General features: G+C 55.6%; 23 protein-coding genes. 3 read left to right on the top strand and 20 right to left on the bottom strand.

The genetic code is table 11. The features are described 5' to 3' along the window. Nucleotides 1-27: 27 nt before the first annotated feature. The 16 genes from rpsD to ACOSDM_RS18415 form a co-directional block, all read right to left on the bottom strand. On the bottom strand, nt 28-642 hold the full coding sequence (gene rpsD, locus ACOSDM_RS18490; protein WP_420726045.1) for a 30S ribosomal protein S4: 615 nt from the start codon (nt 640-642) through the stop codon (nt 28-30). A 216-nt stretch (nt 643-858) separates the two neighbouring features. After that, nucleotides 859-2,196: a phosphoglucosamine mutase gene (glmM, locus tag ACOSDM_RS18485; RefSeq protein WP_420726044.1), complete on the bottom strand. Its 1,338-nt coding sequence runs from the start codon at nt 2,194-2,196 to the stop codon at nt 859-861. A gap of 76 nt (nt 2,197-2,272) precedes the next feature. After that, nucleotides 2,273-3,472, bottom strand: coding sequence for a DUF3095 domain-containing protein (locus ACOSDM_RS18480; RefSeq protein ID WP_420726043.1), 1,200 nt, complete (start codon nt 3,470-3,472; stop codon nt 2,273-2,275). A 51-nt stretch (nt 3,473-3,523) separates the two neighbouring features. Beyond that, nucleotides 3,524-5,446 carry an ATP-dependent zinc metalloprotease FtsH gene (gene ftsH, locus ACOSDM_RS18475; RefSeq protein WP_420726042.1) on the bottom strand — a complete coding sequence of 641 codons (1,923 nt, stop codon included), beginning with the start codon at nt 5,444-5,446 and terminating at the stop codon, nt 3,524-3,526. 210 nt (nt 5,447-5,656) lie between these two features. Next, a complete protein-coding gene (tilS, locus tag ACOSDM_RS18470) occupies nt 5,657-7,015 on the bottom strand; it encodes a tRNA lysidine(34) synthetase TilS (protein ID WP_420726041.1) in 1,359 nt (452 codons plus the stop codon). 52 nt (nt 7,016-7,067) lie between these two features. Then, entirely contained in the window at nt 7,068-8,246 is a 1,179-nt protein-coding gene (gene ybgF / locus ACOSDM_RS18465) for a tol-pal system protein YbgF (RefSeq protein WP_420726040.1), read from the bottom strand. A gap of 107 nt (nt 8,247-8,353) precedes the next feature. Further along, nucleotides 8,354-8,878, bottom strand: coding sequence for a peptidoglycan-associated lipoprotein Pal (gene pal, locus ACOSDM_RS18460; RefSeq protein WP_420726039.1), 525 nt, complete (start codon nt 8,876-8,878; stop codon nt 8,354-8,356). 226 nt (nt 8,879-9,104) lie between these two features. Further along, a complete protein-coding gene (tolB, locus tag ACOSDM_RS18455; RefSeq protein ID WP_420726038.1) occupies nt 9,105-10,430 on the bottom strand; it encodes a Tol-Pal system beta propeller repeat protein TolB in 1,326 nt (441 codons plus the stop codon). Nucleotides 10,431-10,489: 59 nt separating this feature from the next. Continuing rightward, entirely contained in the window at nt 10,490-11,362 is an 873-nt protein-coding gene (locus ACOSDM_RS18450) for a hypothetical protein (RefSeq protein ID WP_420726037.1), read from the bottom strand. A 42-nt stretch (nt 11,363-11,404) separates the two neighbouring features. Continuing rightward, the gene (gene tolR / locus ACOSDM_RS18445; RefSeq protein WP_420726036.1) at nt 11,405-11,878 is read right to left on the bottom strand and encodes a protein TolR; all 474 of its coding nucleotides are present in this window, start codon (nt 11,876-11,878) and stop codon (nt 11,405-11,407) included. Nucleotides 11,879-11,881: 3 nt separating this feature from the next. Next, on the bottom strand, nt 11,882-12,631 hold the full coding sequence (tolQ, locus tag ACOSDM_RS18440) for a protein TolQ (protein WP_420726035.1): 750 nt from the start codon (nt 12,629-12,631) through the stop codon (nt 11,882-11,884). A gap of 105 nt (nt 12,632-12,736) precedes the next feature. Continuing rightward, on the bottom strand, nt 12,737-13,165 hold the full coding sequence (ybgC, locus tag ACOSDM_RS18435; protein WP_420726034.1) for a tol-pal system-associated acyl-CoA thioesterase: 429 nt from the start codon (nt 13,163-13,165) through the stop codon (nt 12,737-12,739). Further along, nucleotides 13,149-14,234, bottom strand: a complete 1,086-nt coding sequence (gene ruvB / locus ACOSDM_RS18430; RefSeq protein ID WP_420726033.1) for a Holliday junction branch migration DNA helicase RuvB — start codon at nt 14,232-14,234, stop codon at nt 13,149-13,151. The genes ybgC and ruvB overlap by 17 nt, the downstream gene beginning before the upstream one ends. Then, nucleotides 14,231-14,848 (bottom strand): Holliday junction branch migration protein RuvA, encoded by a 618-nt coding sequence (gene ruvA / locus ACOSDM_RS18425; protein ID WP_420726032.1) that lies wholly within the window; start codon nt 14,846-14,848, stop codon nt 14,231-14,233. The genes ruvB and ruvA overlap by 4 nt, the downstream gene beginning before the upstream one ends. 11 nt (nt 14,849-14,859) lie before the next feature. After that, complete coding sequence (ruvC, locus tag ACOSDM_RS18420; RefSeq protein ID WP_420726031.1) at nt 14,860-15,360, bottom strand: crossover junction endodeoxyribonuclease RuvC; 501 nt, start codon at nt 15,358-15,360, stop codon at nt 14,860-14,862. Between the two features lie 67 nt (nt 15,361-15,427). Further along, on the bottom strand, nt 15,428-16,180 hold the full coding sequence (locus ACOSDM_RS18415) for a YebC/PmpR family DNA-binding transcriptional regulator (protein ID WP_420726030.1): 753 nt from the start codon (nt 16,178-16,180) through the stop codon (nt 15,428-15,430). A gap of 295 nt (nt 16,181-16,475) precedes the next feature. On the opposite strand from ACOSDM_RS18415, the gene ACOSDM_RS18410 reads away from it, so the two are divergent. The 3 genes from ACOSDM_RS18410 to ACOSDM_RS18400 all read left to right on the top strand — a co-directional run bounded on the left by ACOSDM_RS18410 (nt 16,476) and on the right by ACOSDM_RS18400 (nt 19,134). Continuing rightward, the gene (locus ACOSDM_RS18410; RefSeq protein WP_420726029.1) at nt 16,476-16,985 is read left to right on the top strand and encodes a response regulator; all 510 of its coding nucleotides are present in this window, start codon (nt 16,476-16,478) and stop codon (nt 16,983-16,985) included. 104 nt (nt 16,986-17,089) lie between these two features. Next, on the top strand, nt 17,090-17,611 hold the full coding sequence (locus ACOSDM_RS18405) for an Hpt domain-containing protein (protein WP_420726028.1): 522 nt from the start codon (nt 17,090-17,092) through the stop codon (nt 17,609-17,611). 86 nt (nt 17,612-17,697) lie between these two features. Beyond that, nucleotides 17,698-19,134, top strand: a complete 1,437-nt coding sequence (locus ACOSDM_RS18400) for a hypothetical protein (RefSeq protein WP_420726027.1) — start codon at nt 17,698-17,700, stop codon at nt 19,132-19,134. Nucleotides 19,135-19,155: 21 nt separating this feature from the next. Here the strand turns inward: ACOSDM_RS18400 and ACOSDM_RS18395 are convergent, their stop codons facing one another. The 4 genes from ACOSDM_RS18395 to ACOSDM_RS18380 form a co-directional block, all read right to left on the bottom strand. Continuing rightward, the gene (locus ACOSDM_RS18395; RefSeq protein ID WP_420726026.1) at nt 19,156-19,974 is read right to left on the bottom strand and encodes a TIGR00282 family metallophosphoesterase; all 819 of its coding nucleotides are present in this window, start codon (nt 19,972-19,974) and stop codon (nt 19,156-19,158) included. Then, nucleotides 19,974-20,591, bottom strand: a complete 618-nt coding sequence (locus ACOSDM_RS18390; protein ID WP_420726025.1) for a 5-formyltetrahydrofolate cyclo-ligase — start codon at nt 20,589-20,591, stop codon at nt 19,974-19,976. Before ACOSDM_RS18390 ends, ACOSDM_RS18395 begins: the two co-directional genes overlap by 1 nt. A 249-nt stretch (nt 20,592-20,840) precedes the next feature. Beyond that, complete coding sequence (locus ACOSDM_RS18385) at nt 20,841-21,269, bottom strand: cell division protein ZapA (RefSeq protein WP_420726024.1); 429 nt, start codon at nt 21,267-21,269, stop codon at nt 20,841-20,843. Nucleotides 21,270-21,276: 7 nt separating this feature from the next. Next, a complete protein-coding gene (locus ACOSDM_RS18380) occupies nt 21,277-21,555 on the bottom strand; it encodes a hypothetical protein (RefSeq protein WP_420726023.1) in 279 nt (92 codons plus the stop codon). Nucleotides 21,556-21,655: the final 100 nt, after the last annotated feature.

The raw sequence follows: 21,655 nt of genomic DNA, 5'->3' as shown, positions 1-21,655 counted from the left end.
TCTGAAATCTTGCAGTCCAAACGCGGATTAACGTGAATAGAACTCGACGACCAGGTTTGGTTCCATCTTCGCCGGATAGGGAATTTCTTCCAGTTTCGGCGTGCGGATGATGTTGGCGGTCAGTTTGTTGTGGTCAACTTCCAGATATTCGGGAATGTCACGCTCGGCGCTCTGGATGGCTTCCAGGACCAGCGGCATTTCGCGGGATTTCTGGCGGACTTCGATCTTGTCGCCAATCTTCACGGTATAGGAAGAAACCGTCATGCGGCGACCGTTGACCAGAACGTGGCCATGGCTGACGAACTGACGCGCGGCAAATACGGTGGGTACGAATTTCGCGCGGTAAACGATGGCATCCAGGCGGTGTTCCAACAGACCCACCAGGTTTTCACCGGTGTCGCCTTTCACACGCTGGGCTTCTTCGTAATATTTCCGGAAGCGCTTCTCGCCGATATTGCCGTAATAGCCTTTCAGCTTCTGTTTCGCCATCAACTGGATACCGAAATCAGAGGGCTTGCGGCGGCGCTGGCCGTGCTGACCCGGAGGGGTCTCGCGCTTGTTGAACGGGCTCTTGGGGCGACCCCAGAGGTTGACGCCAAGGCGTCGGTCAATCTTGTGTTTCGCATTAATACGCTTAGACATAATCTATTCTCCCGTTGGTTCACGGTGTTGTTCCAAATTGTTCCGGTAGTCCATCCCGGCCTGATGCCCAAAAGCCTCAGTCGGGTGGCGGGATCATCCATATGCGGAAACTTTGTTCCAACACCACGGGCCATCCACATTCCCAGAAAGCGAGCGGACTTATAAGGATTTATGACGCCCTGTCAAACCCCAGGGCAAACCCCAGGACAGATTTCTCTAGGCGACCGCCTCGATCGCGTCAGAAATATGGGCAATCACACTGTCGATCAGGCCCGGATCATCGGCTTCCGCCATCACACGGATCACCGGTTCTGTGCCAGACGGGCGGATTACCAGACGGCCAGACCCGTTCAATTGCGCCTCCCCCAGGGCAATTGCTTTCTTTACCGCTGCGGATTCCAGCGGTTTTCCACCAGAATACCGGACATTGTGCAGGCGTTGAGGAACAGGCGTGAAGACCTTGCCAACCTGGCTCATGGGCGCATCGTTACGCACTGCGACGGCCAGCACCTGCAGCGCGGCGATCAGGCCATCGCCCGTGGTCGCATAATCACTCATGACGATATGGCCGGACTGTTCCCCACCCAGATTACAGCCCTGATTGCGCATCGCATCGACGACATAGCGATCCCCAACCTTGGTGCGAACCAGACCGATTCCCTGATCGGCCAAATACCGTTCCATCCCCAGATTGGACATGACCGTCGCGACAACATCGCCCCGCAGACGACCCGCCTTGGCCCAGGAATTGGCAATCAGCGCCATCAACTGGTCGCCATCGACAACATGCCCGGTCTCATCACAGACGATAAGGCGGTCGGCATCGCCATCCAGCGCCAGACCGATATCGGCCCCATGGGCGCTGACGGCCTCGCACATGGCGGCCGGATCGGTGGCACCACAGAAGGCATTGATATTCTTGCCATTGGGGGCAACCGCGATGGGCACAACCGTCGCCCCCAATTCACGCAGCACGATGGGGGCAACCTTATAGGCAGCACCATGGGCGCAATCGACCACGATCTTCAGGGATTCCAGGCTCAAATCTTCCGGGAAGGTGCGCTTCACCGCCTCGATATAGCGGCCCGGCGCATCATCGATCCGGGTTGCACGGCCAATGTCTTCCGGTGCCGCACGCTCAGACACGCCCTCATCCATCAGACGCTCTATTTCCAGTTCGGTCTCATCCGACAGCTTGTATCCGTCCGGCCCGAACAGTTTGATGCCATTATCGCGATAGGGATTGTGAGAGGCGGAGATCATCACCCCGACATCGGCCCGCATGGAGCGTGTCAGCATCGCCACGGCCGGTGTTGGTAGTGGCCCGAACAGCATGACATCCATGCCCATGGCACTAAACCCGGCAACCAGCGCGCTTTCCAGCATATAGCCAGACAGGCGCGTATCCTTACCGATCACCACCCGGTGGCGATGCCCGCCACGATGAAAATGAGCTCCTGCAGCCAGGGCAAGGCGCAGAACGGTATCGACCTCAATCGGGGCCTGATTGGCGGTTCCGCGAATCCCATCCGTGCCAAAATAACGCCGCGTCATAGTCCCTCGCATATAAAAGAATGTCCGTATTTATGCGGCGGAGTCGCCCAATAGACAAGGATTGCGGCTGACGGCCCTATCCCGCCTTCAACTGCTGTTTGAATTGGACGCTAGCTTTTGTGAAGCCGCCATCGCCGCCATCGATGAAATGCAGATGTTCGCTCTGTTCCAGGTTGAACACCAGGCAGGTCATCAGAGCGGTGTCTGATTTATGCAGGCCATAGGCGATGGCGCCGGCCTGACGTTCCTTCGTCAGCAGATCCTCAATCGCCTGTATCTGCGTCTGGCTACAGTCCAAAACAAATCGCAGGACATCGTCAAACCGCCGATAGTCGGAATTTGCCCGTACTTCCTCACGATAGGTCGGCGCATTATAATCGCCGACCGCCAGATTACACCGTTCCAGAATGTATTGAATAAAGCTCTGATACAGCAGAAACATCAAACGACGGGCAAAGGATTGGGCCCCCCGGGTCAATTGGGCCTCCATCCGCAGACCTTGCGGAATCCATTTGAACCGCATTGTATCTGCAGTCACCGGGCTGGCGGATTTCAAATCCCCCCCCAGAATTTCACTTATTTTCGCCAAAACCCGATCATATATCTTTCGGCGCTGCGCCCCGCTTTCGGAAGTCGCATAAAGCATCAGGCTTAATACCTGTCCATTGCGGGATTTCAGGGGCTCCCAACGACAGGACAATCCTGTCATATCTGCTTCCCCCTCATCTCCATCGGACACAAAGAGATACCCGTTTTCTCCAAGATCATCACTTTTGATCAGAGAATCAGCCAAAAAAATGCCGCCGCCGCCAAACAAGGCCAGTTCATTGCCCGGGCTGAGACGCAGTTTGGACACAGTGACATCGCGGCCCTGGGCACGAATTTCCTTTACGGAAACAGACCCGATGCGCAAATCAAAGCCAAACTCCCTTTGTGCCATCAAGGCGGAAGCCATCAGCGCCTTGCGCACGCAAGAAAGCAAGATATCCGGTACCAGGAGGGTCGCGCCATCCCCACCGAAACTATAGGGAATTTCCGTGGTCTCGCCCGCAGCTTTCCGAACCGCATTCAAAGATGCCGTTATACAAGCCGTGCCAACAATATTGACATGCTTATAGCGACCTTCCGCCACGGCACGGGTTGAATTCCGAATATCGGCAATGATGACATGCCAATCCTCCGGCACGGATCGAAACAATGTCTCGTCCGTGAAGGCGCCAAATTCTTCGAAATATGGTAGGTCTGGATAGAATGTATCGTCAGATTGGTTCGGCATGGTCAAACCAAGATCAATGTGGGGACCATACCCACATTGATCAGGCTCCAACTATTCCGCAGGACCCGGCTCTGGATCCGCAGATGCGGATGGCGAGAGAGGTTTACCCGTGGTCGGCACAGAGGCACGTCCCCCACTTTTCGGGCTTGGCTCATCATCTTCCGGACGTTCAATCGACTCGCCACGCAACAGCTTGTGGACATCCGCCCCAGACAGGGTTTCATATTCCAACAGGGCCTTTGCGATCGTGTGCAATTCATCCTGATTTTTACGCAGAACGTCGTAACACAGGGTTTCCGCTTCTTCGCAGATGCGACGCACTTCTTCGTCAATCAGTTGAGCGGTTTTCTCTGAGATATTCTGGGTCTTCGCAACGGAATGCCCCAGGAAGACTTCTTCCTGATTATCTGAATAGCGCAGACGCCCCAGCTTGTCCGACATGCCAAATTCGGTGACCATGCGCCGTGCCAGACCGGTTGCCTGTTGCAGATCGTTGGACGCCCCAGTGGTAACATTTTCCGGACCGAAAATGATATCTTCTGCCGCGCGCCCGCCATACATCATGGCCAGCTTGGCATGCATTTCCAGCTTCTTATAGCCCAGACGGTCCCGCTCTGGCAGGTTCATCGTCACGCCCAACGCCCGGCCACGCGGGATGATGGTGACCTTGTGCAGCGGATCATTACCCGCGACATGAATGCCAACCAGGGCATGGCCGGCCTCGTGATAGGCCGTCAGCGTTTTTTCTTCCTCAGACATCACCATAGACCGGCGTTCAGAGCCCATCATGACCTTGTCCTTGGCGTCTTCCAATTCCTGCATCGACACAACGCGACGATTGCGACGCGCGGCCAACAGGGCCGCCTCGTTCACCAGATTGGCCAGATCAGCACCAGAGAAACCGGGCGTACCGCGTGCAATAACCTTAGCATCAACATCGGGTGCCATCGGCACCTTGCGCAGATGCACTTTAAGAATCTTCTCCCGACCCAGAATATCCGGGTTCGGGACCACAACCTGACGGTCAAACCGACCAGGGCGCAGCAAAGCGGGGTCCAACACATCTGGACGGTTCGTTGCGGCGATCAGGATCACACCTTCATTGGCCTCAAAGCCGTCCATCTCAACCAGCAACTGGTTAAGGGTCTGTTCGCGCTCGTCATTACCGCCACCCAGGCCGGCACCACGATGGCGACCCACCGCATCAATTTCATCGATGAAGATGATGCAGGGTGCGTTTTTCTTGCCCTGTTCGAACATGTCCCGGACGCGGCTGGCGCCAACGCCGACGAACATCTCAACGAAATCAGAACCAGAAATGGTGAAGAACGGCACATTGGCCTCACCCGCGACAGCCCGCGCCGTCAGTGTCTTACCCGTGCCGGGAGGACCGACCAGCAGCACGCCTTTAGGAATTTTACCCCCAAGGCGCTGAAATTTCTGGGGATCGCGCAGGAACTCGACAACTTCCTGCAATTCCTGCTTGGCTTCATCAATACCGGCGACGTCCTCAAACAGGACCCGACCGTGCTTTTCGGTCAGCAGCTTCGCCTTGGACTTACCAAAGCCCATAGCCTTGCCACCACCGCCCTGCATCTGGCGGAAGATGAAGAACCAGAACCCGATCAGTAGCAGGATTGGCAGTGCATTCAACAGGATCGAAGTCAGAGAAATGCTGTTATCCGGGGGAATGGCTTCAACACGCACACCGCGGCTGGTCAGCGTAGAGACCAGGTTTGGATCATCCGGCGCATAGGTTTTAAAATCCTGACCGGAGGTGTATTTACCCGTGATTTCCTGACCATTCATCCGCACGCTTTGCACGGAACCGGAATCGACCTGCTTCAAGAATTCAGAATATGCGGTGCTTTCCGCCTGAACCTGATTGCGTCCGCTATCAAACTGATTGATCAGGAACAGCAATAAAACAATGATGACAATCCAGAGCGCCAGATTCTTGCCGAAAAAGTTCACGGTTGCAGTCGTCCTTCCGTCGAGGCTGCCAAACAGCGGCCCCTTTTGCCATAAATGCGGGATTGAGCACCGCGTATTTCCTCATTAAAGCGAGAAAACACCGTTCCGTCCAGCAGAGTTGCTCCCAGACACGCGCTCAATTGTCATTGTGATGTTACATAGGACGTCACGCAGCATTTGAAAAGGGCGGGCCCGGTCTAAATCGCCCAATCAGTGTGAAAAGCTGAACCGCTGCCTAAATGCCTCACCCCAGGCCGGCGATACCGACCGATAGCCAATCGTACCAATGGGATAGTCTTGGGCCGCAGACTCACCTGTCGTCAGCCCCAGATGGGGAATGGCGGCCAGGTCTGCGCTATGCCGAAGCGCCGGCAGGGTCACCCGGACGGCGCCGGGCAAGGCCGCCAAAGCCTGTGGCGCACGCTCCCGCGCCCAGGCCAGACCATCCCGTCCAAGCGGGCCAATGGTGAAACCAGGGTCGGCAACTGCCTGCGGCGCGAACCGGCAGTCGTAGCGATTATCCCACAAAGTCCGGTTGGCAATTGCAAGATCACCGGTCATGCCCGCAGCTTCACGACAGAACAGCACATGGTCTCGCCACGGCATAATCTGGACGCCAGAGACGGTGCGCCCCCCTTGCAACCCCGTCAAAGCCATGGGGTCCTGAGCCAATGCGCGGTGCAGGGCAATGACATGTTCTTCCCGGGGCGGATAGTCATTGCCCCCCAGAATGCGCAGCATATGGGACAGACAGCGCAAGGCAATCTCTTCGGGAAGGTCGCATAAGGTTGCCGCATTGCATGTCGCGAAGCCCGCAGGATCACAGACCACATGATCGTTCAAAAACTGATCCCGGGCCTCGGTCAGCGCCGCACCTGCCCTGGCCATACGCTCCGCCGTTTTTCCCAATCGCTCAGGCGTCAGACCTTCCGCAGCCAGACTTTCCTGCATTTGGCGCATTCGAACACGGGCGAACGCCCGATCGCCATTGGATGGATCTTTCACGATGGGCAGGCCCGATGCCTGTGCGGTCGCCAGCAATCGTGCCTTGGGAAAGGACAACAGCGGACGCAGCAATGTCATGCCATCGCGCTGAGTTACCGGTGCCATCGCCGCAAGCCCATCAACGCCGCTGCCCCGCGCCAATCGCAACAGGACCGTTTCCGCCTGATCATCCTGATGATGCGCCAGAAAAATATGCTTGTATGCCTGGTCGCTCGCCTGAACCCAATCGGTCAGCAACCGAAAGCGAATCTGCCGCGCCGCCGCCTGAATGTCGCGAACCGGTTTGCGTCCTTCATGACGTAAGACAGAGGTTACAACACCATATTCATTCAGGGCGCGCGCAACCCCCTGCGCTTCCGCGCCAGCCTCAGCCCGTAAGCCATGATCGACACAGACTGCCCGGGCGCGCATCCCCTGAGTCTGAGCCCATTGATCCGCCAGAAAAACCAGCGCGATGCTGTCTGGCCCGCCGGAGCAGGCCACCAGCGGCGGCGCTGTTCCCGGATAGGCCAAACTGATCAATTGGTTCGAAAATTCTTGATTTGTGATCGGTGTTACAGGCATCGGGATCCTTCCCCGCAGCAAACCTGTCTGCTGCTGTTCCAGTAATCCTGGATCAGCACCCATATTGCGCGGAACGGTCTTCCGCCAGTTTCAGAACTGCGCGCCGCGCATCCGGATAATCAGACTTCAAGGTCTGGAAGGCGGTGCAGGCTTCAGACTTATTGCCCAGGGCAAACAGGGACATACCCAGTTTCAACAAGCTGTCGGGCGCTTTGTTGCTTTTTGGGTGTTTGGAATAGACATCCACAAAGGAAAAGGCTGCATCACGATAGTTATCGCGCACGTAATAGGTTTCGCCCAACCAATAAATCGCGGAACTGACCAGCGGTGAGTCCGAATGTTTGTCCAGGAAGACCTTCAGCGCAGACTCCGCCCCCGCATAATCTCCCTGCCGCATCAGACCCAGGCTGTAATCATACAGGGCTTGCGGTTCCGTTGGCAGCGACGCGGTATCCGCCTGGCTGACGGTGGAAAGATCGCTGCCCGCAACCGGCCCGGAACTGGGGGCGGCTTGCGGGACACTGGGCGTTGTTGTGTTGGATCCCGATGCAGACATCGGGCTGGACCCTTGGGTCGCGGAGGCAGAGGCTTGCCCCCCGATCACATTACCCTGCCCGTCTACAATCAATGTGCCCAATGTGCCTGGTTTGCCCGCAGTCGCGTTTCCAGAGGTCGAGCCGGGGCCTTGTGACCCTTCCGAAGAGATTACGGTTGTCGATGACTGCCCCGGTACGGGAATAATTTGTTGCGGTTGATTTGACGACGCAGCCGCATTGCCGCTCAAGGAACCGGTCTGTTGGGGTGCATTGGGATTGCCCCCTTCCAGCTTTGTAAGGCGATAGTCGATATCCGCCAGGGCGGTATCAAGACGCTGATCCAATTGGCGCAGTTTAAACTCGGTTTCCTCCAGCTTGCCGGTGGATACGCGCAACTGCCGCTCCATTTCCTGTAGCTTGATCTGGATCTGCGCCGCTGCGTCAGAGGGCAAACCCGCCCCCGCACTGGACGCGGTATCCTCGCTGAGTGTCGGAACCGGCCCGGACTTGCCATTGTAGACATAGCGCTGAAGTGTCGCCAAATCCCGCTTCAGGTTCTGCAATTCACGCGCGACATCCTGGGCCTGAGCCGGCACGGAGGCCAAGCCAGCAACAGCCAGAACAAGGCCCACAACAACGGCCAGCGCCTGACGGGTTACGGACAACGGCAGAATACGAAGATTTGTCTTTTTCATGATCTAACTCTTGCGCTTACATCGTGGCAAAATTTTGGCAGCACCAAAAAAATAGGCGGCCGTCAGGGATTTCCAGACGACCGCCTAAAACACTTCTACGCGATGGGTTAGCTGTTATAGCCACCCGTCAAAACAGTCACTGCACGGCGGTTCTGAGCCCAAGCGGCCTCATTCGAACCGGTAGCAACCGGGCGGCTTTCGCCAAACGCCAAGGTCTGAATGCGGCTGGCTGAAACACCCTTTGCGATCAAATAATCGCGGGCAGCAGCAGCGCGGCGTGCGCTCAGAGCCAAGTTGTAATCATCCGTCCCACGCTCATCAGCATGACCTTCGATCGTCACGACCACAGCCGGGAACGCGGCAAGCCATTTGGCCTGTGCATCCAAAGCTGCCTGTGCTTGATCAGAAAGATCCGAGCGGTCTGTTGCGAAGAACACGCGGTCGCCAGCAACCTGCATGAACTGCTCAATAGAACCTGCAACCGGACCAGCAGGTGCCGGAGGAGGAGGTGGTGGCGCGACGGCCTGTGTTTGTGTTCCAGTGTTCTCGGTCATCGCAGCTTCGTCGCCGGATGAAGAGCATGCCGACACCAAGGCAACGGCTGCCAGCAAGGCAATAACTTGTAAGCGCATTGAGGTACCCCCTACGCAGTCGCCTCAAAATAGGGCGACGTGTAAATCTCGTGTCACTCCGACGCGGGACGAGGATGCGAACCACCCTAATCCTTCGGCGGTGCAATAATAAACATGCCTTTACACGCTTTTCAACTGAATCTGCGCCGATACGGGACATCTACCTCAATATTTATCAATTATTTGACCCGAGTAGTGGCAGATATGCGATATCACAGCCCCAACTTTACCGATTAAGGGGGGACCACGCCGGATCAGCGGCGTAGCCTGGAGTTGGAATTCGTCTTTCGTTATAGCCGGTTATGTCGATGGAATAGAGATAGGATTCACCCTTGTCCCCACGCGTCTCGCGATAAAACATCAGAACACGGCCATTCGGGGACCAGGTTGGACCCTCATTGTGATAGCCATTGACCAACAGGCGCTCGCCGGTTCCATCGGGTCGCATGACGCCGATATAGAACTCTCCCTTATAGATTTTCGTAAAGGCGATCAAATCGCCGCGTGGCGACCATACCGGTGTCGCATAGTGACCATCCCCGAAACTGATACGCTGGACGTCAGACCCGTCTGCATTCATCACATAAATCTGTTGCACACCACCACGATCCGATTCAAAAACCACCCGCGAGCCATCGGGAGAATAGCTGGGAGAGGTGTCGATCCCTGGTTCATTGGTCAAGCGGGATGATTGCCTTGTCCGCAGATCCATCGAATAAATCTCAGAATTTCCGTTCTGTTCGAACGTCATCACGACCCGGTTTCCATCGGGCGAGAAACGCGGCGAAAATGTCATGCCATCGAAAGAGCCCAAAAGTTCGCGACGGGCTGTTTCCAGATTGAATAAATACACACGGCGCATGTTGTTAAAGAAATCCAGATAAACGATTTCCTTACGCGCAGGCGAAAACCGGGGCTTTTCAACAATGCTGCTGCCATCGGTCAGATAGCGATGGTTGGCGCTGTCCTGATCCATGATCGCCAATCGGTACGTCCGATTGTCCTTTGGCCCGCTTTTGGCGACATAGACGATCTGGCTGTCAAAGTACCCATCTTCCCCGGTAATCCGCTTATAGATCGCGTCCGCAACCACATGGGCAACACGGCGCCAGGTATTTGAATCCGCAGAATAGCGACGCCCCAGCATATGTTCTGCCGCAAAGACGTCCCATAACCGGAATTCCACCGTGACACGGCCATCCTGTTCAACGGAAATCTTACCGCTGACCAGGGCCTGGGCGTCAATCTTGCGCCAGGATTCAAACCGGGGGCGCACAGCCAGGCTTTGAGAATCCTGATTGAATGCCGCGCGATCCACAGCGCGGAAAAGCCCGGAATTTACCAGGTCATTCTGAATCACATCGGCAATATTTCGGCCCAATTCTGATTCAGCGGCGCTGAGACCAAAGAATTCAGGAATGGCAATGGGCAAAGGCTCAACATTGCCCCGTGTAATGTCGATGCGAACCTCAGCCCGGGCGCCCGGAGACGCCGCACCAAGGGTTACAACACAGAGCAACAGGATCGTCGAAAATGCGATAACGCGTTTCATCTTAAGCCTCGCTTGCATTCAGTCGGTTTGGTCCTAATGACCGGTTCATTCCCAAAATCCTAAAACACCATGTCTCTTGGCGAGAAGGTCAGGATGATCTTATTCCATTCGGCATATTTGCCGTCAGGTAACTTCAGCGGCGAACACAATTGCACGGCCCGCAAGACGCTTTCACCATATTGTTGCGTCGCAGAGGATGACAGTTCCGTCACCCGCGCACTGTTCACAGACTTGTTCTGATTCATCTCTATTTCCACCACGGCCAGCATATCTTTCACATTCGCGGCCCCAACCGGAGGATTCCAGCAGCGCACGATCTGATCCCGCACGATGGCCAATTCAGAATCCGTCATGCCTTGTGAGGATAACCGACTGGACGCCTGAGCACTGGGCTGTGGGCGTTGCCCCAGGGCAGCGGCAACGGCTTCGTTCAGCGTCGTGACTTCTTTCTTTTCTTCCGGCTTGGGCGGTGGCGGTGGCGCATCCTTCACATCCGCCAAGGTATTCAGCACGGAAGAGGCAAAATCCTTCTTAGGCTCCTCGGGCTTTTTAGGCTCCTTGGGCTTTTTGGGCGGCTGAAACACGGGGGGCGCGGTCGCAGCCTTTGGCGGCTCCGGCTTCGGTTCCGGCGGCTTAGGCTCTGGCGGAGGTGGGGGGGGCGGCGGCGGCGGCGTTGGCTCCGGCGGTGGTGGCGGCGGAGCAGGCGCAGGATCCGGCTTGGGTTCCTCTGGCTTGGGCTCTTCCGGTTTTTCTTCCGGTTTCGGCGTTTCCGCTGGCGTCTGTAATTGCGCCAATTCCTCTTCAGAGACGACCTCGAAGCTTTGCTGTCCGCCCAATTCAACCAACTCGCGACTGCTATCGGGCCAATCAATCAAGGCCGCGACGACAATCGCGATATGAAACAGTATTGAAAAGATGAAGGGGCCGCGCATAGGTCTCTACTTGGGTCCTCTAACCGCGTTCACGCCGTTGGGTCATTTGGGGGATGCCGCCGGGGGTGCATCCCCCGTTTGTGAAGGCAGACGCGCCAGAAGGGCGACCTTCTTAAATCCAGCCGCGCTGATCTTGCCCATCACTTCCAAGACACGGCCATAGGCGATCTGCTCATCCCCGCGCACGAAAATCCGAATATCCGGATTGGCCCCATGACTGGCGACCAGTGTCGCCACCAGACGGGGCAGATCTGTAGGTTCTTCATCCAGGAACACATCGCCATCGCGATTGACCGTGACAACAAGCGGCTCATCGCTGTCATTCAGACTAGCCGCCTCAGTCTTGGGCAGATCAACCGGAACCCCGACTGACAGCAATGGGGCTGTGACCATAAACACAATCAACAGCACCAGCATGACATCGACAAATGGAGTCACATTGATTTCCGACACAGGCTTATAGCGCTTGCTGCGCAAACCCGGTCGAATGCCGTCGGATCCTAGCTGCATTCCCATGATTCAGGTCCTGTCATCCAATTGCCGTGAGATGATGGCGCCAAACTCACCGGCAAAGCTTTCCAGCCGCCCGGCATAGCGTCCAAGATCCGCAGACAATTTGTTGTATGCCAATGTCGCTGGTATGGCCGCGACAAGCCCCAATGCCGTGGCAAACAGGGCCTCTGCAATCCCAGGCGCAACGACGGCCAAGCTTGTCTGGTTCGTTGCAGCGATGGAGGCAAAGGAATTCATGATTCCCCATACCGTCCCGAAAAGCCCCACAAAGGGTGCCGCTGATCCGACAGAAGCCAGGAACGGCAAATATCGCTCCAGCTTGTCGATCTCCCGGTTCATGGATAGCTGCATCACCCGTTCAATGCGTTGTTGCAGACCCAATGACGCCCCTGATGTGGCGCGCCCGGCAGAGCGTTCCCATTCCCGCATCGCAGAGGAAAAGACCGACGACATCGGATCGGCCGGATATTGACCGATGCGCCCATAAAGTTCCTCCAGCGATCCACCGGACCAGAAGGCATCTTCAAAGCGCGACGCCAGACGGCGCATCTTGCGCAGGCGCATCGACTTTTCAAAGATGATGGCCCAGGTCCAGACCGAGGCAAGGATCAACAGTACCATCACGATTTTCACGACAATATCCGCCTGAAGAAACAGGGAGATAATTGATAATTCCCCACCATGCGCCATCATCTGACCGGAAATCACTGTATCCATGAGGCCGGTTGTCAGGCCGTCCCCCGTTTGCTGTTCCATAGTCTGCCCTTTTCTCTTCCTAATCAGGTCCGATTACCGGACCAACCGCCCCAAATCTTTGATTTGATTTACCAAACACACAGTAACAATTCCTGCCGACACGTATCACGTTGGCATCAATCCCCAACCATCCAAGGCCACCCGGACCGATTGAGGCAGGCGCACGGGCCGACCGGATCCATCCACGCATCCCAAGGTGACGGTTAAATCACACAAGATCGTGGCATTTCTAAGGACACGTTGTGCCATTTCAAAGCGCGCACCAGACACGGCCAGCAAATCAGATTCGACGCTTAATGCATCATCCAACTTTGCGGGTTTTCGATAATCCACAACACAGCGCCGCACCACAAAACCCACGCCATCACTTGCCTGCAAATCGCGATGACCAAATCCCAAATCCCGCAGGAATTCGGTACGCCCCCGCTCTGCAAATTTCAGATAATTTGCGTAATAGACGATCCCGCCAGCATCCGTATCTTCATAATAGACGCGAATGTCTGTTACATGGGGCGCATTAAGACGGGTCATCATCCCCCCCGGGCTGTGCCGTCGCCTTTTGCAGAAGATCCAGTTGCGCAGCCGTTGTCGCTGGCATGTCCAGACCGATATAGGACCAGCCCTGGCGGGCAAGCATACGACCGCGCGGCGTGCGCTGAACCAATCCTTGTTGGATAAGGAAAGGTTCCACCACTTCCTCCAACACATCGCGTTCATTACCCAAAGCCGCCGCCAGGGTTTCCGCCCCGACAGGCCCGCCGCCATAGTTTTCCGCGATACAGGTCAAATACCGGCGGTCCATCGCGTCCAACCCGCGCGCATCCACCTCCAACCGCAACAGGGCGGCATCTGCGGATTTCGCGGTGATCGCGGAATTTCCGTCGACAGAGGCAAAATCCCGCACCCGACGCAGCAACCGATTGGCAACCCGCGGCGTGCCCCGGCTGCGGCGGGCGACTTCGCGCGCACCATCATCCGTGACATCCATCGACAGAACCCGCGCCGCACGGCGCACAATTTCGGTCAATTCATCTTCAGTATAGAAATTCATATGCAGCGGAATGCCAAACCGTTCCCGCAACGGCGTTGTGATCAATCCGGCCCTTGTCGTTGCGGCAACCAGCGTAAATGGCTGCAGATCAATTCGAACGGAGCGCGCCGACGGGCCATCCCCAATGATCAGATCCAGTTGAAAATCCTCCATCGCGGGATACAGGATTTCCTCAACCGCGGGGGACAGACGATGAATCTCGTCAATGAACAGGACATCGCGGGGCTGTAGATTGGTCAACAACGCCGCCAGATCGCCTGCTTTGGCGATCACAGGACCAGATGTCGCACGGAAACCAACCCCCAATTCACGGCTGACGATCTGGGCCAGCGTTGTCTTGCCCAAACCGGGCGGGCCATAAAACAGGACATGGTCCATTGCCTCGCCCCGTCCCCGCGCCGCCTCCACGAAGATGCTCAAATTCTGCTTCACCGCGCCCTGCCCGACAAATTCGGACAAGGTTAAGGGGCGCACCGTGCTGTCGCGCTGATCTTCGGTCCCCGCCTCGGGGCTGACAACACGGTCAGGCGAATAGTGTGTGGGATCACTCATTTACTGAGCTCCCTCAATGCCAGTCGGATCAGGCCGCCAACGTCATTGGCCTCCCCATTGCGGGTGGCCTTGGCAACGGCGGTGAAGGCGTCGCTGCGGCCATAGCCCAGATTGACCAGGGCAGAAACCGCATCTTCCGCTATGCCCGCATCGGCGTTGTGCGACTCTCCGGCTTTGCCGCCTTGTGCTGCTGTGTTGGGGCCCAGTGCCATACCGCCGACCTTGTCTTTCAGTTCAGAAACGATGCGCTGGGCCAGTTTCGGACCAACGCCATTGGCACGCACGACAGCAGCCTTATCCTGGGCCGCAACCGCCTGGGTCAGCAATTCCGGTGTCAGTACACTTAATATGGCCAGGGCGACGCGCGCCCCCACCCCTTGCACTGTGGTCAACAGACGGAACCAGTCCCGTTCTGATTTTTCCAGGAACCCATAAAGATGAATGTGGTCTTCCCGCACATGGGTTTCGATCTCAAACCGCAATGCCTCGCCCCGCCCAGGCAAGGCACTCAGCGTGCGCCCCGAGCAATAGATCAAATAGCCTACGCCACCGACATCCAGAATAACGGTATCCTCGCCCACTTCGTCTAATGTGCCTGTTAAGCGTGCGAACACCGATTATCCCCTTATCCAACGCGCCCGGCGGCCCATTGCCGCCCGGTATCGGCATGATGTCCATGACAGATCGCCACAGCCAGGGCATCTGCTGCATCTTCGCCGGACGGATCACAGCCCGGCAACAGCATGCGCACCATGACACCGATCTGATCCTTGCTGGCCCCACCCGTGCCTACGACCGCCTGTTTCACAGTCTTGGCAGCGTATTCAGCAACGGGTAACCCAAACAAGGCTGGGACCAATAGTACAACGCCCCTTGCATGCCCCAGCTTCAGGGTTGTACCCGGATTCTTGTTCAGGAAAGTTTCTTCAACTCCTGCCTCATCGGGCGTCCATTCCCGAATGACCTGGCCGATGCCGTCATGCAAGGCCTTAAGCCGTTGAGCCATTGAAACATCAGCAGGCGGATGGATTGTGCCACAGGCCACAAACTGCAAATGCCCGGCCTTGCTGTCCACAATGCCCCAGCCCGTATGCCGAAGCCCCGGATCGAGGCCTAGAATGCGCATTGCGTTAATCGCTCCTACCAAACTGCTGTTCGGACGGTCATCCTATGCCTTCGGCCAATCACCCCCATCAATCGGACAGGGACGCCATCGTCTCGTCAGAGACATCATAATTGGCATAGACATTCTGAACGTCGTCATTGTCATCCAAGTTGTCCAGCAGTTTAAACAGTGATTCTGCTGTGTCGCCTTCAACAAAAATCAATGTCTGTGGCTTCCAGATCATTTTTGATTCTTCAGGCTCTCCAAACCGCGCCTCCAGCGCCTTGGATACCTCATTTAAATCTTCAATCTCACAGACAATCTCGTGACCGCTATCGGAACTGACAACATCCTGTGCACCGGCTTCCAGCGCAGCCTCAAAAACCGTATCGGCATCTCCGGCATCTGCGCTCAAAACCACTTGGCCCACGCGATCAAACATGAAGGACACCGCCCCGGTTTCCCCCAGATTACCGCCACTCTTGTTGAAGATGGAGCGGATATCGGCCGCAGAGCGATTGCGGTTGTCGGTCAGCACATCAACAATGACCGCCACCCCGCCAGGACCATAGCCTTCATAGCGGATTTCTTCGTAATCGGTGCCTTCACCGCCGCCCAAACCCTTTGTAATCGCGCGTTCTATGTTATCTTTGGGCATAGACTGCGTCTTGGCGGTCTGGATCGCCAGGCGCAGGCGTGAATTTGTATCCGGGTCGCCATTGCCGCCCATTTTGGCCGCGACCATGATTTCCTTGCCCAATTTCGCGAAAAGCTGAGCACGTTTGCGATCCTGCGCGCCTTTGCGATACATAATGTTTTTAAATTTTGAATGACCGGCCATGCTTCCACCATACTATACAATGGGTCACCTTCGATGAGGAGGCAGAACCCTGTTTATCCAAGGATGCGCAGTTCCAGATAATCGCCGTCACAGGCGACCCGGAACTTTGCGCCTGTGATTAGGCGTTTCCAACGGATTTTGCAATCCCGGCCACACGGGACGCAGTGCCCGACCCCAATCTTCATCGTCCACGCGATGTTCCCATAGGCCAACCGAAAGCAATTATTTAAGTCTATTTGAAATATTCAAATTGTGTATAATGATAACGGAAAGTTAATTCTGTGAATGGAAAATTATGCCGTTAAATCTTAGTCGACTGAAAGTCCTGATCGCCGAAGACAATTCCCATATGCGGGTGATGGTTCGGGAGATTCTGATCCAATTCGGGGTCAGCACAATACAGGAATGCAAGGATGGTTCCGACGCCCTGGCCCTTTTAAAGAATTGGCAACCAGACATTATCTTCATGGATTGGATGATGGAGCCAATGGATGGTCTGGAATTCACCCGTGCGGTTCGAATGGATCCCACCAGCCCCAATCCCTTTATCCCGATTATCATGTTGACCGGCCACACGGAAATGCACCGTATTGTCGAAGCCAGAGATGCTGGGGTTACCGAGTTTCTGGCGAAACCCGTTACCGCGAACGGCGTATATGCCCGCATCAAGTCGGTTGTTGAAAACCCCAGGCCGTTTATCAAGACAGATCGGTATCTGGGGCCCAGTCGACGGCGGCGTCAGCAAGATATTGGCGGTGCGAATCGACGCAAGGGATCGCCACAGGATAGCACCCTGGCGATCTAGGGCGCATTCCTCGAAAACCAAAGAATTTACGGTAAGCTGGTTGCAGAATCCCGCGAAATAGTCACATTTAGACGTGTTCAAGAATATTGGAGAATGGGTTTCGTATGACCACCAGTGACAAGTCAGGCGATGATAATGATGATAAAGATGCAGTCGAAATCATAAAACCACCGCATCCGATCAAAGATAAAGTGTCTGGCAGCGGCGGTCCCACCCCGGAAATGTTGGCCAAGGCACAGGCCGCGATAGCTAAAATGTCTGATGACTATCCAGGCTGGGCAATGGAAGATGTTCAGAACCTGGAAAAGCTGATCCTGGATGCCAAACCAGGGGTCGGGAATGGACGCGAGCAGATGAGCGATGCGTTTAAGCTGGCCCACGACATGCGGGGCCAGGGCGGCAGCTTCGGCTTTCCGTTGATGACCCGGATTGCCAATTCCTTCTGCCGATTTGTTGAAGGCCTGACATCAGTCGATCAGGGCGCCCTTGATATCTGTATGGCCCATGTGAATGCCATGCGCGCCATTCTGCAAAACAATGTCCGGGGCACAGGCGGCCCCCTTGGCGCACAAATCGCCGACAGTTTGGAACTGGCTGTGCAAAAATACATGGACAAGCATAAATAGAAATTTAAAAAATTTATTCTAATAATTTAATCCGCGTGCCATAAGCTTTAAGCAGCGTCGCCCTGCATGTGCCAAAGGTGTTTAACATGAAAAATTTTGTGATTTTCGTTTTGTCGCTGATCATTCTCGTTGGCGGCGCAGCCGCAGCCTACCCGCTGTACACAAACTATGTCGAAGACCAGATCGCCAATTGGGTCACGGTGGAAAATGCGCGACATCCAGATGCGACATTCTCGTATCAGACTTTGGAAGCAAGACCGCTGACATCTGAAATCATCATACATGGCCTATCCTTCGATACCAAAGATGAAACCACCACGATACAGCGCGCTGAGGTTACAGTTGACAGTTTCCTGCTGCTCACACGGGTCAATTCTGTAAAACAGGCACAGTTTCTGAACATTTCATCGATCTCGAAGACCGAGACGATCACAACATCGGCAGGCATTATTACCCTATCCAATTTGACTGGAAATTTGACCGATTTCGCTTTCAGCACACCAGACGATATCGACATTTTTAATCAGGTTTCAGCCGACACCCTGTTGATGGAAGCGGTGACACTGAAAGATACAGAGGAAGGCATTGATATTCCCATTGCTCAGATTCAGCTTTCGGACATTCACAACGGCATGATTGGAGAGACCGCACTCAGGGATCTCTCAATAGCGGTTGACGGCGCCACAGTGACGATCGGCGAAATCCTATTGAATGGCCTGAATGCTGGTGAAACCATGAAACTGACGCAACGAATGGAACAGGACGGGCGTTGGGAGCCATCCGCCAGGGACGTCATCAAAGCCCTGCATCTGCAGCGTATTGAAGTGTCTGACCTGATCGCCACACCTGACGGACAGCCACAAATGGGTCTCGGCGGTTTTACGATCTCTGATATCGTCTATAGCGACGGCATACCAACCGCCCTGACCGCCACGTATGACAATCTAAACACACCGATTACGGACGATATCCGGCGGGATCTGTTGAACGGCGTCGGATCGCAAATTCATGTGGACCTGCCAGACAACGTCATAAGCAAAGGCAGCTTTTCATATGCTTTGGATACACAACAGGATCGCCTGAGCCTGTCAAATTCGTCCTATGATTCATGGCTTGAAACACAGATTGATGTGGAATTCGATATCCGCAATGTTGTCAGTGTCTTTAATGCACTGAAAGAGGATCAGACCCCAAATGAGAATGATACCATGCGGGTTGAAGTAGGGGGGATGTCGATCCGGGCAGAAAACAAGACGCCATGGGAGGCCCCAAAGATTTTGGATGGTAAGCCAACGCTGAGGCTGTTCCTGTTGAATACTCTAAAGTCCTTTAACCTGTCTCCAAAATTGGATACTGCGATTGGTCAACCGCTTCAGAAATTCCTCCGTCAGGGTGGTGTTCTAGAGATTTCGACCAACCCGACGCGACGGCTCACTTTGCTGGAATTCATGTTCATGCATTCTGCAACGCCGGAGCAGATTGTGGACTCTGTTGGTTTTTCAGCAACCCATAACCCGAATTAACGGATCCTACGAAACGGCGCTTCAGCCTGGCCAGGTGGGACTGAGTTTGCCGCCGATGCGTATTGGCTGAACGCGTTTGGCAAGGCCGGTCTTTGGATCGGTTTCGATGACCGTTCCGCACAGGGTGGCCTCCCCTTCGGCGGGTTGCATACGGGGCTTAGGCAGGCGGTTCAGGAAACGGTCCAGCGACCCTTCCTTCTGCATGCCAATGACGCTGTCGTAATCGCCGCACATGCCCGCATCGGTCTGATAGCCGGTGCCATGTTCCAGAATATGCGCATCGCCGGTTGGAACATGGGTATGAGTGCCCACAACCAGACTGGCGCGGCCATCACAGAAATGGCCAATGCCATATTTCTCTGACGTTGCCTCCCCATGCATATCAACCAGCACACAGTCAAATCCTGCGGCCGCCGGGTCGCCTTCGGGCAAGGCTTTTTCCAGCGCATCGAAGGGATTATCCAGCAGTTCCATGAACAGACGGCACATCACATTGATGACCAGAACACGATGTTTCCCGTCGCGACTGTCAAACAGGCTGACCCCCTTGCCCGGCGTGCCGGCAGGAAAGTTTGCAGGGCGCAACAGGCGCGGTTCTTCATCGATGTAAGACAGGATTTCGGGGCGATCCCAACTGTGATTGCCCCCTGTGACGACATCGACGCCCGCATCGAACAGGTCCTCACAGATTTTCGGCGAAATACCAAAACCGTGGGCCGCATTCTCCCCATTGGCGACGACGAAATCCAACCCCAATTGGTCGCGCAGGCGTGGCACTTCCGCCACGACAACATCGCGCCCCGCCTTACCGACAATATCCCCCAGAAACATCAACTTCATCAGACTGCGCCTTCTCTATCGGGCTGAAATCCGCCTGATTCAGTGAGTATCCAATCCAATGGCTGGTCAAACGGACCGCGCAGCACCGCATCGACCTGTTGCCCGGAATAGGCAACTCCGACCGCCAGGACGGGCTTGGTCTTGCGCAGCATCTCCAGCGTGCGATCATAAAATCCACCGCCATAGCCCAGACGATATCCCGCACGGTCAAACGACAGCAGGGGCACGATCAGAATATCGGGCTGCACCTCTGCGGCAGTCGTGGCCGGGGCGCGGGTACCAAAAGATTCTTCGATCAATGCATCGCCCTGTTGCCACAATCTGAATACAAGCGGGGTTCTGGGTGCAATGACACAGGGTAGGCAGATCTGACATCCGCGCCCGGCCATTGCGCTTAACGTTGGTGCCACATCCACTTCGCTGCCGATTGACAGAAAACCGGAGATAATTGTGCCCGCAGGTGGGGAGATAAAATTTTGAAAGTGATCGGCCAGTCTTTGGCCCGCATCCGGCCCGGCATCGGCTTTTGCCACTTTCCGTGCGGCCATGGCCTGCTTTCGCGCCAGAACCTTTGCCGCGACCAGTTCTTCCGTCTCAACAAGTGCCGGTCGGGCCATCAGAATGCCAATCCAATTCCATAAAATGCGGCAGTCAAGCAATCCGCGATAGATACAGGTAAACCGAAACAGGTGGGCGCGTCCGCGGCCGCCGTGGCCGACTCTTTGTTCCTCTGGAGCCTACAAGTGTAGGTGGGCGCCGCAATACTGAGACCAAGATCCCAGCAGAGGCAGCTCCCAAGAGGAGATTATAGCCCCCGGGACACAATATCGACTCCACGCGCGGTACAGAGCGCGCCCGTGTGATATTTAGGCTTCTTGCAGCCGCGCGGCAATAGCGTCGATACGTTTTGTTGCCGCCGCCGCTTGTGCTTCAAGCGCTTCAGTCAACGATGCTATGCGCGCTTCAGCTGCTTTGACACGTTCTTCTGCCGCGCTTGCGCGTTCTTCTGCCTGGGCTAGCGCTGCTGAAAGATCGGGCGATGCCGTCTCAGACTGTGGTGCAGGGGCATCGGTTTTAGCCTTGGCCAGTTCCGATTCAACATCATTCAGGCGATCAACCAGGGACAGGCCGGATATGACCAACAATCTGGAATCGCCAATCTGGCCCATCGCGCCTGCAATACCGCGCACTTCTTTGTCCAATTGTGTCGCCAGTTCCATCAGGCGCGGCTCTTGACCATCCTCACATCCAACAACATGGGGGCGGCCATTAATTGTGATCGTTACCTGTGCCATTTTTTGCTTATCCCGCCTTTGGCTCAATGCCGGCCAACAGATCATCCACCTGCCCGACCGCATGATCGACTTTTTTCAACGCCGCCGCCCGTCTGGCATTCGCCTGGTTCAAGGCCCCCCGCAAATGCTCAATTTCCGCCTGGGCATCCGCCAGTTCCGCGCGCAAGGCGGCAATCTGTGCGTCATCCCCACTCTCTCCCGTTGGGCTGGCCGGACGAGATTCCAAAGCCTTTTCAAGGCGCTGCAAGGCAGACTCCAAGGAAGCCGGAAGAAGCGTATCACTCATAAAAATAACCTTTGTTCAAACCTGCACGGTCGCTGTTGGACCCTAGGCTATCTCTTAGCAGACCGTCAACTGCGCCGCAAAGGCGGTTTGATGCAGATTT

Source organism: Hwanghaeella sp. LZ110 (assembly GCF_048892525.1).
GTDB lineage: Bacteria > Pseudomonadota > Alphaproteobacteria > UBA8366 > Aestuariispiraceae > Pacificispira.
Note: the sequence above shows the minus strand (reverse complement) of the source record. Positions and strands in the feature narration are given on the sequence as shown.

Coding starts and splice junctions, on each gene's coding strand:
- pal (WP_420726039.1), bottom strand. CDS start 8,878: ATGCGCTTACAAGTTATTGCCTTGCTGGCAGCCGTTGCCTTGGTGTCG.
- tolB (WP_420726038.1), bottom strand. CDS start 10,430: ATGAAACGCGTTATCGCATTTTCGACGATCCTGTTGCTCTGTGTTGTA.
- ruvB (WP_420726033.1), bottom strand. CDS start 14,234: ATGAGTGATCCCACACACTATTCGCCTGACCGTGTTGTCAGCCCCGAG.
- ybgC (WP_420726034.1), bottom strand. CDS start 13,165: ATGATGACCCGTCTTAATGCGCCCCATGTAACAGACATTCGCGTCTAT.
- rpsD (WP_420726045.1), bottom strand. CDS start 642: ATGTCTAAGCGTATTAATGCGAAACACAAGATTGACCGACGCCTTGGC.
- ACOSDM_RS18410 (WP_420726029.1), top strand. CDS start 16,476: ATGCCGTTAAATCTTAGTCGACTGAAAGTCCTGATCGCCGAAGACAAT.
- tilS (WP_420726041.1), bottom strand. CDS start 7,015: ATGCCTGTAACACCGATCACAAATCAAGAATTTTCGAACCAATTGATC.
- ACOSDM_RS18380 (WP_420726023.1), bottom strand. CDS start 21,555: ATGAGTGATACGCTTCTTCCGGCTTCCTTGGAGTCTGCCTTGCAGCGC.
- ACOSDM_RS18415 (WP_420726030.1), bottom strand. CDS start 16,180: ATGGCCGGTCATTCAAAATTTAAAAACATTATGTATCGCAAAGGCGCG.
- ACOSDM_RS18385 (WP_420726024.1), bottom strand. CDS start 21,269: ATGGCACAGGTAACGATCACAATTAATGGCCGCCCCCATGTTGTTGGA.
- ACOSDM_RS18400 (WP_420726027.1), top strand. CDS start 17,698: ATGAAAAATTTTGTGATTTTCGTTTTGTCGCTGATCATTCTCGTTGGC.
- glmM (WP_420726044.1), bottom strand. CDS start 2,196: ATGACGCGGCGTTATTTTGGCACGGATGGGATTCGCGGAACCGCCAAT.
- ACOSDM_RS18395 (WP_420726026.1), bottom strand. CDS start 19,974: ATGAAGTTGATGTTTCTGGGGGATATTGTCGGTAAGGCGGGGCGCGAT.
- ACOSDM_RS18480 (WP_420726043.1), bottom strand. CDS start 3,472: ATGCCGAACCAATCTGACGATACATTCTATCCAGACCTACCATATTTC.
- tolQ (WP_420726035.1), bottom strand. CDS start 12,631: ATGGAACAGCAAACGGGGGACGGCCTGACAACCGGCCTCATGGATACA.
- tolR (WP_420726036.1), bottom strand. CDS start 11,878: ATGGGAATGCAGCTAGGATCCGACGGCATTCGACCGGGTTTGCGCAGC.
- ACOSDM_RS18390 (WP_420726025.1), bottom strand. CDS start 20,591: ATGGCCCGACCGGCACTTGTTGAGACGGAAGAACTGGTCGCGGCAAAG.
- ruvC (WP_420726031.1), bottom strand. CDS start 15,360: ATGCGCATTCTAGGCCTCGATCCGGGGCTTCGGCATACGGGCTGGGGC.
- ACOSDM_RS18405 (WP_420726028.1), top strand. CDS start 17,090: ATGACCACCAGTGACAAGTCAGGCGATGATAATGATGATAAAGATGCA.
- ybgF (WP_420726040.1), bottom strand. CDS start 8,246: ATGAAAAAGACAAATCTTCGTATTCTGCCGTTGTCCGTAACCCGTCAG.
- ACOSDM_RS18450 (WP_420726037.1), bottom strand. CDS start 11,362: ATGCGCGGCCCCTTCATCTTTTCAATACTGTTTCATATCGCGATTGTC.